Genomic DNA, 14,922 nt, shown 5'->3' with positions numbered 1-14,922 from the left:
CCAAAACCACAAACCCAAACAAACAAAGCACCGGCATTACCGGTGCTTTGTTTGTTCTTGCAGTTTGAATCGTATAGCTTGAAGCTGCCTCTATTCGATTTTCCCGTGGCACTGCTTATACTTCTTACCAGAGCCACAAGGGCAAGGCTCGTTACGCCCTACTTTGCGGCCATTACGGACCATGGTTTTAGGTTGCTCACCCTGCTGCTGACTTGGTTGTGGTTGAGCACTACCATCCGTACCTGGCTCAGCCACCGTCTGCATCTTCATTTTTTCAGCTTGCTCGCGCGCTTCCTCTTCGCGCTGCTGCTCAAGGCGCTCCACTTCGTCATCGCGACGCACCTGGAGGCTGTGCAGCACGCGAATCAACTCGTGCTGAATTTGATTAAGCAGGCCCTGGAATAATTCGAACGCTTCTTTCTTGTATTCCTGCTTGGGATTTTTCTGGGCATAACCTCGCAGATGAATACCCTGACGCAAGTGATCCATGTTCGCCAGATGCTCTTTCCAGTGACGATCGAGAATTTGCAGCATGAGATGCTTTTCGATTTTGCGCAGGTCCTCGGTACCGATTTCCGCCTCTTTACGCTGATAATCCTCGTCCATGCTCTCAACCAGCTTATCAATCAAGCCTTCGATGTGGAGCTGATTATCCTCGTTGAGCCATTGCCCCACAGGAGCGTGGCACTGGAATTCCGCTTCGAGGGTCTTTTCAAGACCAGGAATGTCCCATTGGTCTTCAACGGAACCAGGCGCCATATAGTCGTGAACCAGCTCAGTGATGACATCACGGCGGATCCCTTTCACCGAGTTAACCAGATCTGCGGCTTCCAGAATCTGATCACGCTGACCGTATATAACCTGACGCTGGTCGTTAGCCACATTATCATATTCAAGTAAATTTTTACGAATATCGAAGTTGCGTCCTTCGACCTTGCGCTGAGCGTTTTCAATCGCGCGGGTCACCCAACGATGCTCAATCGCCTCACCATTTTCAAGGCCCAAAGAGCGCATCAGATTACGAATTTTATCTGACGCAAAAATTCGCATCAGATCATCTTCCATGGACAGGAAGAAGCGAGTGTAGCCCGGATCACCCTGACGACCGGCACGGCCACGCAACTGGTTATCGATACGGCGAGACTCATGGCGCTCAGTGCCGATAATATGCAAGCCACCCGCTTTCATAACCGTATCGTGGTTTGCCTGCCACTCGGCCCGAATTTTCTCCGCTTCCGACTCGGACGGAGTCTCCATATGTTTAATCTGCTCTTCTGGGTTACCGCCAAGCATAATATCCGTACCGCGACCCGCCATGTTAGTAGCAATGGTCACCGCTCCCGGACGGCCTGCTTGGGCAATAATCTGAGCTTCGCGCTGGTGAAACTTGGCATTCAATACTTCGTGATGAACCTTGTCCTGCTTCAAACGTTTGGAAAGGTATTCCGACGCTTCAATGGTCGCCGTTCCTACCAACACAGGTGCACCCTTAGCCACCGCTTCGGTGACCTCTTTAACGATGGCATCGAATTTTTCTTGTAGGCTTAGATAAACTAGGTCATTGGCATCAACCCGCACCATGGGCTTATTCGTCGGCACCACGACGACATCCATGCCGTAGATTTGACGGAATTCCAGTGCTTCGGTATCAGCCGTACCGGTCATTCCTGACAGCTTGTTATACAGGCGGAAATAATTCTGGAAGGTGGTCGAGGCCAGCGTCTGGTTTTCCTGCTGAATATTGAGGCCTTCTTTCGCTTCGATGGCCTGATGAATGCCTTCCGACCAGCGTCGCCCGGGCATAGTACGACCAGTATGCTCGTCAACAATCACAATTTGGCCATCTTGTACTATGTAATCCCGGTCAATATGGAACAAGGCATGGGCCTTAAGCGCCGCATGCACATGGTGCAGCAACGCCAGGTTATGGGCCGCATACAAGCTTTCGCCCTGTTCCAACAACTGGTTATTGACCAACAGCGCTTCAATTTTCTGATGACCAGCTTCCGTCAGCTCCACCTGACGCTGCTTTTCATCAATGAAGTAATCACCCTCGCCTTCTTCTTCCTGCTTCTGCAACTGCGGCATCAGCAGGTTGACGGCCTGATATAGCTCAGATGAGTCCGCCGCCGGGCCAGAAATAATCAGCGGGGTACGAGCTTCATCGATAAGGATGGAGTCCACCTCATCGACGATGGCATAGTTCAACCCACGTTGAACTCGGTCTTCCAAGCGGAAAGCCATATTGTCACGCAGGTAATCAAAACCGTATTCGTTGTTAGTACCGTAGGTAATATCCGCAGCATACGCCGCACGCTTGTGCTCGGTGGGCTGTTGAGAAAGAATAATGCCGACAGACAGGCCCAGAAATTCGTACAACGGGCGCATCCAGTTAGCATCACGCTCGGCTAGGTAATCATTCACCGTAACCACATGTACGCCTTCACCGGAAAGTGCGTTCAGGTAGGCGGGGAGCGTCGCCGTCAGCGTTTTACCTTCACCGGTACGCATTTCAGAAATGCGCCCTTCATGCAGGGAAATCCCGCCCATCATTTGCACGTCAAAGTGGCGCATGCCCATCACCCGAGTCGAGGCTTCACGGACAACCGCAAACGCTTCGGGCAACAATTCATCTAAGGTCTTGCCGTCTTTAAAGGCCTGCCGGAATGCTTCAGTCTTGTGTTGCAAGTCGCCATCGGTAAGCTGAGCCATCGCTTCTGCATGGCTATTAATGGCATCGACCAACTTTGCCATTCGCTTGAGTTCACGATCATTTTTGGTGCCGATGATTTTTTTTACGATGGTACCCAGCATAAAACTTCCGGTTCAGTAAAAGTCAGGACAAACAGCCCGGTGGCGGCAAAGTGATTCACCGCACACATAGTTTGTTGCGCGAAACTGGTGAGCTTCACGAAAGACGTCAGATCTGGCACAGAATCCAAATGAGCAGCCTTCTTCCACAAGCCCAGCCATTCTAAACACAATAGGATGAAGAGATAAGGTGGTAATCTAGGTTATCAAGGGCGCTTAACGAAAACGGCCCCTTACGGGGCCATTTTTCACAATTTTGCTACCGCCGTGCGCGATAAATATAAGGTTGAGGGTTCACCTGAGCACCGTTCTTGAGCACTTCATAATGCACGTGTGGACCTGTCGAACGACCAGAACTGCCCACTTTGCCCACCACATCACCGGTTCGAACAATTTCTCCTGGTTCAACCAGCAGCTCCATAGCGTGCCCGTAGCGAGTGGACAAACCATTACCGTGATTAATCTCAACCATTTTTCCATAACCAGAGCGCTCACCGGAATAAGTCACAACGCCAGCACCGGTGGCCACAATCGGCGTTCCTTCCTTGCCTGCGAAATCGACCCCTTTATGCCAAGCTACGCGGCCGGAGAATGGATCGGAACGTCGCCCAAAACGGCTGGACATCCAGCCCTTGGTCAGCGGACGGCCAGACAGGTAGGTCTGATCTTCCAGTTGCTTATCCGCCAACAGATCCTCCAGAATATCCAACTGACGTTCGCGACGCTCCAGCGTAGTAGTCATCTGATCTAGCGCTACCATAAACGATGGCAACTCGTAGCTGGCCCCCTCTTCTGAAGCTTCTGGGCCGCCTACACCGGGGACACTGCTAAAATCGAATTCGTCACCACCAATGTCGGCCACTTCAACCAAGCGCTCGCCCAATGCATCCAGGCGAACCAGACGCGCTTGAGCCTGAGCCAACTTAAGGGTCAACGCTCGGAATTGTTCCTGGCTTTGTTGATCCAGTTCAGAGAGCGCCAGCTGTTGCTGCTCCAGCTGGCTGGCAAAGCGCTTCGTCATCATTGAGGCGAATTCAGGCTGACCACCGACCCTATAAGCCAATAGGTAAGCACTAACACCAATAAGGACAGGAAACGCCACCAGCACCACAGCCAATAGCCAAGGCCAATGACGGGGAACGGGCAGTGTGCGCGAATGGCCGCGCTTGCTATTAAGGACTATGATGTTCATAACGTTTCGTAACGCACCATCTAAAAGTCATTCAATTCAACAAGTTATACTACGCTTATAATTTTTTTTACAATCTGCAGGCTAGTCTAAGTAAAAACCATGAGCAAGACAACGTCGCCCAAAGCCCTTCTCTCTCTGCTAAGCGGTCACCCCGCTCTGTCAGCCTTGGTAAAAGAAGCCCGCAAGGTTCCTGCACAAGAGAAAGATGATCCGTTGGACTGCCTGCCCCCCGCCCTTCGTGAGCGAGTGGCGCTTGTGGAAGATCAACACCGCTGGCTGGCCATTACAGAAACTAGCGCCACCGCTCAACTCTTACGCTTCCATCTCCCGAAGCTTCAGCAAGCCATGCCCGGGGAGCAGATCAAAATCGTGGTCGGAGGCAAACGCCAACCCATGCAAAGCAATAGGCATGCCAAAGAAACAGTAAGGCCACATTTAGCCCAAGAAAGTGCCCAGCATATAGAAGCAGTGGCCGAAGCCATCGAGGATGATGCGTTAAAAGCATCATTACTGCGGCTAGCCAGCCGCGGGGGAGCCCGATAAATAACCACCTGGCCGCGGGAGACGGCCAGGTGGTCCACAGGACTTCGACGTACAACCGAATTGCTTCGGTCGGAGCCAGCATCACTTCCGGGTCATCCTGATCCGAAGCGGCCAACTCGCTTTCCAACTTACTTTTTACTTTACCGCTACTTATTCTGCAGCCAAAACAGGGCGCATATAAGACACAGGTGCATCGGTGGCATCTTCGAACGTCACCACCTCGTAGGAGTCTTCCTGACGGAGGATCTCCCGCAACAGCGCATTGTTAAGTGCATGGCCAGACTTATGGCCAATGAACTCACCAATCAGGCTGTGGCCCAGCAGATACAAGTCGCCAATGGCATCTAGCATCTTGTGTTTGACGAACTCGTCGTCATAACGCAGACCGTCTTCGTTGAGGATACGGTATTCGTCCACCACAATGGCATTATCGACACTGCCACCCAACGCCAAGTTCTGACTGCGCAGAAACTCGATATCGCGCATAAAACCAAAGGTCCGGGCACGGGCCACTTCTTTCACGAACGAGGTCGTGGAGAAGTCGATACTGGCCAGCTGGTTGCGCTCTTCAAACACCGGGTGATCGAACTCGATAGAAAAAGTCACCTTGAAGCCGTCAAAAGGCACGAATGTTGCCGTTTTGTCGTCTTCACGCACCGTCACTTCTTTTTTGATGCGGATAAACTTCTTGGCGGCTTCCTGTTCCTTGATACCAGCAGATTGCAGGAGGAAGACGAACGGACCAGCACTACCATCCATGATCGGCATCTCCGGGGCAGACAACTCCACAAAGGCGTTATCAATCCCGAGGCCCGCCATGGCGGACAAGAAGTGCTCTACCGTACCCACTTTCACGCCATCCTGAACCAGCGTGGAAGAGAGCGTGGTTTCGCCCACCGCGTCCGCAGCAGCCTTGATCTCCACAACAGGGTCCAGGTCCACTCGCCGGAACACGATACCGGTATCCACCGGTGCCGGGCGCACGGTCATGTAGACCTTTTCGCCGGTGTGAAGCCCTACGCCAGTGGCGCGGATCACGTTTTTTAGCGTTCGTTGTCTGATCATCAGTCTGTCACACAGCTGCGGGTATCCTAAGGATACCGCTTTCCTCAACACAAAATTAGGGCGCGATTATACTGGAACACCCTTATTTTGCACCCATCTCGCCAGGCCGTTAGTCGGCCTGGCGGCGCAGAAAGGTCGGGATATCGATGAAATCCAGATCTTCGGCGGTGCTCACCGCTTGCTGGCCTCGGCCGCTTGCAGCCTGCTGAGCGGCGCGTTTACGCTCTACAGCCGGGCGATCCAAATCGCTGTAGTCCACCCGTCCGTCCGCCGCGACAGGAGTCTGACGGCCCCGCACGACTTTTAGTTCCTGAGCCGCTGCGCCCAGACCAGTGGCGACCACGGTAACGCTGATGCTATCGCCCATATCCGGGTCAATGGCAGTACCGATAATCACATTGGCGTCATCCCCAGCCAATTCACTGACGATGTCACCCACTTCCGAGAACTCATCCAGAGCGATGGACTCATTGGCAGTAATGTTAATCAGGATACCCCGCGCACCACGCAAATCCACATCTTCCAGCAACGGGCTGGAGATAGCGGCTTGGGCGGCTTCCGCTGCACGGTTGTCGCCACTGGCGGTACCCGTGCCCATCATCGCGGTGCCCATTTCGCTCATCACGGTGCGCACGTCAGCGAAATCCACGTTAATCATGCCGGGGCGAACAATCAGGTCGGCAATCCCTTTCACCGCACCTTGCAATACTTCGTTTGCCGCCTTGAACGCATCCAACAGGCTAGTGGAGCCGCCCAATACCGCTTGCAGCTTTTCGTTGGGAATGGTGATCAGTGAATGAACGTGTTCTTTCAGATCATCAATCCCCTGCTGGGCAGAACGCATACGCTTCTTGCCTTCGAAGGGGAACGGCTTGGTAACCACGGCTACAGTCAAGATGCCCAGTTCCTTGGCGATTTCGGCCACCACCGGAGCGGCACCGGTACCCGTACCACCGCCCATACCGGCTGTTACGAATACCATATCGGCACCATCCAACAGCTCAGCGATGCGATCGCGGTCTTCCTGTGCCGATTGACGGCCAATTTCCGGATTGGCACCCGCACCCAAACCCTTGGTCACCTGGCTACCCAGCTGAATTACGGTTTTGGATGAGGCATTACGCAGGGCCTGGGCGTCCGTGTTGGCGCAGATGAAATCTACCCCTTCCACACCCGAACGCACCATGTGATCCACGGCATTGCCGCCGCCGCCACCGACACCTACCACTTTGATTACCGCGCCATGCGGCACGCTGTCTTCCAGTTTAAATTGCATGGTTGATCTCCCGTTTTTGCTTCCCTGTTTACTGCACATTACGTCGAAGTGTTCCGGTCATGTTGCCGCGGCCCGGAACAACCGCTTGCCCTTATCTGACGCTTCCCTGATCGAGAAGCGTGCTGCGATTCTTGCTAAAAATTACCTTTGAACCAGCTCTTAATACGTTCCAGCCAGTCCAGCTCACCACCACCGGCTTGGGCCTTGGCGCTAGTGCCTTCCTTCTCCATGCGCTGGCCGTACAACAGCAGGCCCACAGAGGTGGAGTAAATTGGGTTTTTCACCACATCAATCAGCCCAGAAATACCCTGCGGCGCACCTAGGCGAACCGGCATATGAAAAATCTCCTCAGCCAAATCCACTGCCCCTTCAATCTTCGAAGAGCCACCGGTGAGCACAATCCCGCCAGGGATCAAATCTTCAAATCCGGAGCGACGAATTTCCGCCTGCACTAAGGTGAACAATTCGTCGTAACGTGGCTCCACCACCTCAGCCAGATTCTGACGGCTAAGGGTGCGCGGCGGACGATCACCCACGCTGGGCACCTTGATGGTTTCATCTGCGCCAGCCAGTTGAGTCAACGCACAGGCGTACTTGATTTTGATTTCGTCGGCATGCTGTTTGGGGGTGCGCAACGCCATAGCGATATCGTTAGTCACCTGGTCCCCAGCAATGGGAATATTGGCGGTATGACGAATGGCGCCTTCGGTGAAGATGGCGATATCCGTGGTGCCGCCGCCAATATCCACGATGCAGACACCCAGTTCGCGCTCATCTTCGGTGAGCACGGCGTGAGCACTCGCTAACTGCTCAAGGATGACGTCATCGACTTCCAAGTTGCAGCGACGCACACATTTCTCGATGTTTTGCACCGCATTCACCGCACAGGTCACCAAATGCACTTTGGCTTCCAAGCGCACGCCGCTCATACCGATGGGCTCGCGCACACCTTCCTGGTTGTCCACCACATATTCCTGTGGCAGCACATGCAAGGTTTTCTGGTCCGCCGGAATCGCCACCGCTTGGGCCGCGTCGATCACCCGGTCAATATCTGCCTGGGCCACTTCCCTGTCGCGAATGGCAACAATGCCGTGGGAATTGAGGCTACGCACATGGGAACCGGCAATACCGGCGTACACCGTGTGAATATGACAACCCGCCATTAGCTCGGCTTCTTCCACCGCACGCTGAATCGAGCGCACGGTGGCTTCGATATCCACCACCACGCCCTTTTTCATGCCCCGTGACGGTTGCGAGCCCAGACCGACGATTTCCAAGGTGCCATCGGCTGCTGTCTGGCCGACGATGGCAACTACCTTTGAGGTGCCAATATCAAGTCCGACAATCATGTTTTCTGTTGCAGTCGCCATGTCACCCTTTCTCCTAACTTTGCTGCTCGCGCCAGGTCACTGCCATGCCGTCCGCATAACGCAAATCGACCCGAGCTACCTGACGGCTATCCGTGTTCAGCACGCCACGATAAAGCCGCACAAAACGGCGTAATTTGGTGGTGTAATGCTCACGGTCAACCACCAGTTCCATGTCGTTATTCAGCGTCAGGCGCGCGGTCAGGCGCGCATTGACCTCCATACTACGAATGCTCAAATCCACATCCGCCAGCGTTTTGCCCATGCTGTGGTAGAAGCCCATGACTTCCTCCAACCGCTGTTCCGGGCCATTCAGGTGAGGCAGATCGTCCAGGTCGTACTGCTTCAGTGCCTTGAACGGCTGCCCGCTGTCCGACACCAACACCGACTCATTCCACACGGCCACCGGGCGTCGTTCTTCTACCGTCAGCACCACGGTATCGGGCCACTGACGGCGGACGGAAACCTCTTCCACCCAGCTTAATCCCTGAGATTGCTGGTAGATTTCCTCCAGCGGCACAGAGAAATAATTTTCTTCACGCACTAGCGCCGCCAACGCGGTTTCTATCTGCTGTTGACGGCGCACATCGGTCACACCATCCACGCCCACCTTGCGGATCGGGTAACCATCCAGCGCCGCGGGCAGGTAGATCACCGCCAGCAGGCTAACCATCGCCACCGAGCCGACCAGCATCCATGGCACCGCCGTTGCCACCCGCTCGCGCAGCGGTACGCCGACCTTTTTAACCGGCTTGCGGCGGGCGCCACGCGGCGCGGGCGCGTTTTTAGCCACGACCCCGCTCCAGCGCGTCCAGCAGAATCTCACCTACCAGCACATCGAAATCACGGCCAGTGGCTTTCGCAGCCATCGGCACTAAAGAATGGTCGGTCATACCTGGCACCGTATTCACTTCCAGCAACTGCCACTGGCCTTGCTCATCACGCATGACATCTACCCGGCCCCAGCCACGGCATCCGGCAACGCGGAATGCCGTGAGCGCCAACGTGCGCAACGCCTGCTCATCAGCATCATCCAGCCCAGCCGGACATAAATACTCCGTGCTGTCGGACTGGTACTTGGCTTCAAAGTCATAGAAGACATGGGGCGTTTGCAGGCGGATAGCCGGCAAAGCTTCATCACCCAGCACCGCCACGGTGTACTCCGGGCCGTTGACCCAGGCTTCAACCAACACGTCCTGATCAAATTTTTCCGCGGCCACTAACGCTTCGCCCAGTTCCTCGGTGTTATCGGCCTTGGCCATGCCGATGGACGACCCTTCATGGGCTGGCTTGACGATCACCGGAAAGCCCAACTCTGCCTCTTCACGCCCAGCCACATAAAAGGCTGGCGTGGGCAAACCCGCACCTTTCCACAGCTGCTTGGTACGTACCTTGTCCATGCCGATAGCCGACGCCATCACGCCGGAGCCTGTGTAGGGAATCTCAAGGTGCTCCAATACGCCTTGAATCACGCCGTCTTCGCCACCGCGGCCATGCAAGGCAATAAAGGCGGCATCAAACCCTCTCAAGGTATCGACGCTCTTATCCGCCGGGTCCACCAGCTCTGCGAGCAAACCCAAGTTACGCAAGCCTGCATGTACCGCAGCACCGCTCTTCAGCGACACAGCGCGTTCTGCAGATCGACCACCAGCCAGCACTGCCACGCGGCCTACTCGGCTCAATCGTTCTTTCAATGCACGCTTATCCATGGCCGCCTCCCTGAGCAACCAACTGCTTGGCGATGGCACCGACATTACCCGCGCCTTGGGTGACGAGCAGATCGCCATTCTGAAGCTGGCTGGCCAACAAGCCTTGCAGCTTGTCCGGGTCATCCACAAACACAGGCTCCAGCCCGCGCTTGCGCAGACTGCGACACAAAGCACGGGCGTCAGCACCGGGAATCGGTTCTTCCCCAGCGGCATACACTTCTAACATCAGCAATACATCCACACCGGACAATACTTCCACGAAGTCCTCGTAAAGGTCTTGGGTACGGGTATAACGGTGAGGCTGAAACAGCATGGCTAGGCGACGGCCCGGCCAGCCTTCACGAATGGCATCAATGGTGGCAGCCACCTCACGGGGATGGTGACCGTAGTCATCCACCAGCGTCGCGCTGCCGCCGTCAAAGTGATAATCGCCTTGCACGTCAAAGCGACGTCCCACTCCGGTAAAGTTGTTCAGGCCACGGATAATGGCCTCGTCGCCCGCACCCTCATCCGCCGACACCGCAATAGCGGCCAGCGCATTAAGCACGTTATGGCGTCCGGGCATATTTAGCGACACGTCCAGGGGCTCGCCTTCCGCGCGCACCACCCGGAAATGAGTCACCATGCCGTCCTGACGCACGTTCTCCGCACGTAGGTCTGCATCCTCGCTGAAGCCATATCGAATCACCTGACGATTGACCCGGGGCAGCAGCTTGCGCACCACCGGATCATCCACACACATCACCGCCACACCGTAGAACGGCAGGTTGTGAAGAAACTCGATAAAGGTATTCTCCAGCTGAGCGAAATCGCCGCCGTAGGTGTGCATGTGATCCGCATCAACATTAGTGACGATGGCGCTCATGGGCTGCAAGTGCAGGAAACTGGCATCGGACTCATCCGCTTCCGCCACCAGATAACGGCTCTGTCCCAGGCGCGCATTGGTGCCCGCGCTATTCAAACGGCCACCAATCACAAAGGTCGGGTCCAGCCCTGCCTCCGCCATGATCGCTGCGGTTAATGACGTAGTGGTGGTCTTGCCGTGGGTGCCGGCCACCGCGATACCGTGACGAAAGCGCATTAACTCCGCCAACATCTGAGCCCGTGGCACCACCGGAATACGGCGCTCGTGGGCCGCCGCCACTTCCAGGTTCTCGGTATTCACCGCGGTGGAGGTCACCACCACATCTGCACCATCGATATTCTCGGCACGGTGGCCAATGTCCACTCTCACACCCAGGCTGCGCAGACGCTCTAGCACCGGCGATTCCTTAATGTCGCTGCCGCTGATGGCATAACCCTGGTTGGCCAGCACTTCCGCAATGCCGCACATGCCCACACCGCCGATACCCACAAAGTGGATACCGCGAATGCGGCGCATCTCCGGCACCGTATGAATAATGTCGTTATCGGCCATTGGCCACCTCCTCACACAGCGTGGCGGCGCGCTCTGCACTATCCGCCATCGCCTGCTCACGGGCCCGCTCGGCGATTTGCGCCAACAGGCCACGCTCTGCAACCGGTTTCAAGGTGCCAGCAAGACTTACCGCACCCAGGTCCCGTTGGGGCAGCAACAGGGCAGCCCCGCGCTCTGACAACCAACGGGCGTTCAATGTCTGGTGGTCATCCACTGCGCTGGGCAGTGGTACAAACAGGGCGGCCACGCCCGCTGCGGCCACTTCCGCCACGGTCAGTGCGCCGGCCCGGCAGATCACCAAATCCGCCCACCCGTAGGCTTCTGCCATATCATCAATAAATTCACTCACCTGAGCCTGCAGCCCCAGCGCCTGGTAAATCGGTGCAGCTTCAGCGGTACGCCCGGCGCCGCATTGATGGCGCACCTGTATATCGCGACCCAGTACCGCCAATAGTAATTCCGGCAGATCCTGATTAAGTACCAGCGCCCCTTGGCTTCCGCCCAGAACCAGCACACGAAGCCCGCCCTGATGCTGTGCATAACGACGAGCCGGCTCCTCTAGAGCAGTAATCTGCGGACGTACCGGGTTGCCCACCCAGCAGGCTTGCGGGTGACCAAAAGCACCCTGGAACCCTTCCAGGGTCACCGTCGATAAACGAGACAACAAGCGATTAGTCAGCCCGGGAACCGCATTCTGCTCATGTACCACCACCGGCACCTTGCACAAGCGCGCAGCCAGCCCACCGGGGCCGCTGGCAAAACCACCAAAGCCCACCGCCAGCACCGGCTGACGGGCGCGAATCAGCTGCCGCGCCTGTAACACCGCCCGCAACAGGTTGAACGGCGCGGTCAACTTACGCTTGATGCCACCACCGCGTAGGCGGGACACAGACAATTCGGCAATTTCGTAGCCATACTGGCGCACTAAGTTGCCTTCCATGCCGTTTTCCGCGCCCAGCCAGAGAATATCGAAACCGCGGGTGCGCAGTTGGTCAGCCACAGCCAGCGCAGGGAATACATGCCCACCCGTACCGCCAGCCATAATCAGGACGGTGCCACTCATCGTGCAGCCCTCCCTCTGGCTTTCAGGTGGTCCGCTTCCGCTCCGGCTCGTAAAATCAGCCCCACCATAACGGCGGAAATCAACAGGGAAGACCCCCCATAGCTGATAAAGGGCAGGGTCAGCCCCTTGGTGGGCAGCAGCCCCATGTTCACGCCCAGGTTGATAAATGCCTGGGAGCAAAATACGAAGGCACAGCCATAGACTAGGTAGGCGTGGTACAACAATCCGCGCGCTTCCAAACGGTGGCCAATCCGGAACACCCGCCAACCCAGCAGAATAAAACCACCGATTAGCGCCACATTTCCCAGCAGCCCCAGCTCTTCAGACATCACTGCATAGACAAAATCCGTATGGGCTTCTGGCAGGTAAAATAGCTTCTGTACACTGTTACCTAGCCCCACACCAAACCAGTGCCCTCGACCAAACGCAATCAGACTCTGGGTCAGCTGATAGCCAGAACCAAACTGGTCTGCCCAAGGGTCGGTAAAGGTCATCAACCGTGCCACCCGGTAAGGTTCGGCAAAGGCGACCAATCCGCCAAGTGCCACCGCAATCAAACCGATCAGCAAGAACCGCAGAGTCGGCACGCCAGACAAAAACAACATGCCCATGGCGGTAATTCCCAACACCACCACCGCGCCGAAATCCGGCTCCAGCAGCAACAGCAGCATCAGCACACCCAGCAAACCCAGCGGCAGCAAGAAGGCCTTCCATTCCGTTTCCAACGCGGCTTTGCGTTGCGCCACATATCCCGCTAGATAAAGTACAAAGCACAGTTTGACGATTTCTGAAGCCTGAATGGTCAGGCCTGGCAAAGCGATCCAGCGGGTGGAACCATTCACCGTACGGCCCAGCCCGGGAATAAACACCATCACTAATGCCACCAGCGCCACAGGCAGCATCACAAAGCGCAAACGCTCAAGCAGTGCCAGCGGCACCGCGTAATATACAAAGGCGCCTACACCCAGGCCCAGCGCCAAATAAATGCCATGGCGCATGGCGTAATAAAAGGGGTCACCTAAACGAGTTTCAGCAATCTGCAAACTGGCGGATGACACCATCACTAGCCCTGCCAGAGCCAACAAAATAGCCGTCCACAACAGCGGTTTGTCGATCCCCGTATGGTCTACTTTCAGGATCATGCGCTCAGTCATGGCACAACTCCTGGGCACGGGTGGTGAAATCATCGCCGCGGGCAGCAAAACCGCTGTACTGATCAAACGAGGCACAGGCCGGTGACAGTAAAACGGCATCGCCCGGCTGTGCCAGGGCATGGGCGCGACGTACCGCAACAGCCATATCTGCCACCAGTTCACAGGGCGCCGCAGACATGCCCTGTGCCACGGTAGTACGGTCTTCACCCATCAATAGGGCGGCACGTAAATACTGCCGGGCAGGCTCGGCCAGCGGAGAGAAATCCTGCCCTTTGCCTAGGCCACCAGCGACCAGAATCACTTTGCCCTCGATGCTTTCACCGATCCCGGTCAGCGCCGCCAAGGTGGCGCCCACATTGGTGGCCTTCGAATCGTTAAACCAGCGCACACCACCTGATTCGGCGACCAGCTGGCAACGATGCGGCAGCCCAGTAAAGGTTTTCACTGTGGCCAGTGCTTTATCCCGATTCAAAGACAGCGCATCACTGATCGCCAGAACCGAGAGAATATTCATGGCATTATGGTGGCCGGTGAGCGCCAGCTCTGACAGCGACAATAAGGGCTCGCCTCGGCACAGTAGTTGACCGTTTTCGCTATCTAGCCGGTAATCCGCTTCCGGGTGGGCGCCAAAACTGATCTGCCGGGCCACCGTAGCCGGCGGACGGGTTGCCAAATCATCACGATTCCAGACCGCCACCTGGCAGCCGTCATAGACGCGCTGCTTAGCCGCTAGGTAATCTGCAAAGCTGGCGTAACGGTCCAAATGATCCTGGGACACGTTTAACACTGTGGCCACTTCCGCACTCAAGCTGTAAGTGGTTTCCAACTGAAAGCTGGACAACTCAAGAACGTACAACCGCGCTTGGTCGTCCAGCAATTCCAGCGCTGGCACACCCAGGTTGCCGCCGATACCTGGGTTCATCCCACAGGCATCTGCCACTTGCCCCAGCAGCGTTGTCACTGTGCTTTTGGCATTGGAACCGGTGATGGCCACCAGCGGCTCACTGGCCGCACGGGCGAACAGCTCAATGTCGCCGATCACTTCTTTGCCATCCACTACCTGCTCGGCAATGGCGGGCGTGGACACCGCCACACCCGGGCTCACGATCAGACGACGGGCCTTGCCCATCCAGCCTTTCTTGAAGCCACCGGTATGCACTTTTAGGTCCGGAAAGTCTGCGCACAGGGCGTCTAGGCCGACCGGTTCAGCACGGGTATCTATGGCGCGCACGGGCATACCCTGATCCGTTAGATAGCGGATCACGGAGCGGCCTGTTACACCCAGGCCAATGACCAGATCAAACCCGTCTTTCGCCATAAATTGA

The 14,922-nt window shown here is 56.2% G+C and carries 12 protein-coding genes; 1 reads left to right on the top strand and 11 read right to left on the bottom strand.

Annotated features, from left to right (window positions below; translation table 11 throughout):
- Nucleotides 1-90 precede the first annotated feature (90 nt).
- Both secA and ABO_RS03130 read right to left on the bottom strand, forming a co-directional pair.
- Nucleotides 91-2,814, bottom strand: coding sequence for a preprotein translocase subunit SecA (gene secA / locus ABO_RS03135; RefSeq protein ID WP_011587892.1), 2,724 nt, complete (start codon nt 2,812-2,814; stop codon nt 91-93).
- Nucleotides 2,815-3,070: 256 nt separating this feature from the next.
- Nucleotides 3,071-4,003, bottom strand: coding sequence for a M23 family metallopeptidase (locus tag ABO_RS03130; protein ID WP_011587891.1), 933 nt, complete (start codon nt 4,001-4,003; stop codon nt 3,071-3,073).
- 99 nt (nt 4,004-4,102) lie between these two features.
- Here ABO_RS03130 and ABO_RS03125 point away from each other — a divergent pair, with 99 nt between their 5' ends.
- On the top strand, nt 4,103-4,546 hold the full coding sequence (locus ABO_RS03125; protein WP_011587890.1) for a hypothetical protein: 444 nt from the start codon (nt 4,103-4,105) through the stop codon (nt 4,544-4,546).
- A 150-nt stretch (nt 4,547-4,696) separates the two neighbouring features.
- Here the strand turns inward: ABO_RS03125 and lpxC are convergent, their stop codons facing one another.
- The 9 genes from lpxC to murD all read right to left on the bottom strand — a co-directional run bounded on the left by lpxC (nt 4,697) and on the right by murD (nt 14,915).
- On the bottom strand, nt 4,697-5,611 hold the full coding sequence (gene lpxC / locus ABO_RS03120) for a UDP-3-O-acyl-N-acetylglucosamine deacetylase (protein ID WP_011587889.1): 915 nt from the start codon (nt 5,609-5,611) through the stop codon (nt 4,697-4,699).
- Nucleotides 5,612-5,720: 109 nt separating this feature from the next.
- The gene (ftsZ, locus tag ABO_RS03115; protein WP_035460637.1) at nt 5,721-6,887 is read right to left on the bottom strand and encodes a cell division protein FtsZ; all 1,167 of its coding nucleotides are present in this window, start codon (nt 6,885-6,887) and stop codon (nt 5,721-5,723) included.
- A gap of 134 nt (nt 6,888-7,021) precedes the next feature.
- Nucleotides 7,022-8,257 (bottom strand): cell division protein FtsA, encoded by a 1,236-nt coding sequence (ftsA, locus tag ABO_RS03110; RefSeq protein ID WP_007151175.1) that lies wholly within the window; start codon nt 8,255-8,257, stop codon nt 7,022-7,024.
- A gap of 13 nt (nt 8,258-8,270) precedes the next feature.
- A complete protein-coding gene (locus tag ABO_RS03105; protein WP_011587887.1) occupies nt 8,271-9,047 on the bottom strand; it encodes a cell division protein FtsQ/DivIB in 777 nt (258 codons plus the stop codon).
- A complete protein-coding gene (locus tag ABO_RS03100) occupies nt 9,040-9,963 on the bottom strand; it encodes a D-alanine--D-alanine ligase (RefSeq protein WP_011587886.1) in 924 nt (307 codons plus the stop codon). Before ABO_RS03100 ends, ABO_RS03105 begins: the two co-directional genes overlap by 8 nt.
- Entirely contained in the window at nt 9,956-11,380 is a 1,425-nt protein-coding gene (gene murC / locus ABO_RS03095) for a UDP-N-acetylmuramate--L-alanine ligase (protein WP_011587885.1), read from the bottom strand. Before murC ends, ABO_RS03100 begins: the two co-directional genes overlap by 8 nt.
- On the bottom strand, nt 11,370-12,443 hold the full coding sequence (gene murG, locus ABO_RS03090; protein WP_011587884.1) for an undecaprenyldiphospho-muramoylpentapeptide beta-N-acetylglucosaminyltransferase: 1,074 nt from the start codon (nt 12,441-12,443) through the stop codon (nt 11,370-11,372). The genes murC and murG overlap by 11 nt, the downstream gene beginning before the upstream one ends.
- A complete protein-coding gene (gene ftsW, locus ABO_RS03085) occupies nt 12,440-13,597 on the bottom strand; it encodes a putative lipid II flippase FtsW (protein WP_011587883.1) in 1,158 nt (385 codons plus the stop codon). The genes murG and ftsW overlap by 4 nt, the downstream gene beginning before the upstream one ends.
- A complete protein-coding gene (gene murD / locus ABO_RS03080) occupies nt 13,590-14,915 on the bottom strand; it encodes a UDP-N-acetylmuramoyl-L-alanine--D-glutamate ligase (RefSeq protein ID WP_011587882.1) in 1,326 nt (441 codons plus the stop codon). Before murD ends, ftsW begins: the two co-directional genes overlap by 8 nt.
- Between the last annotated feature and the right edge of the window lie 7 nt (nt 14,916-14,922).

This window comes from Alcanivorax borkumensis SK2 (genome assembly GCF_000009365.1).
Taxonomy (GTDB): Bacteria; Pseudomonadota; Gammaproteobacteria; order Pseudomonadales; family Alcanivoracaceae; genus Alcanivorax; species Alcanivorax borkumensis.
Note: the sequence above shows the minus strand (reverse complement) of the source record. Positions and strands in the feature narration are given on the sequence as shown.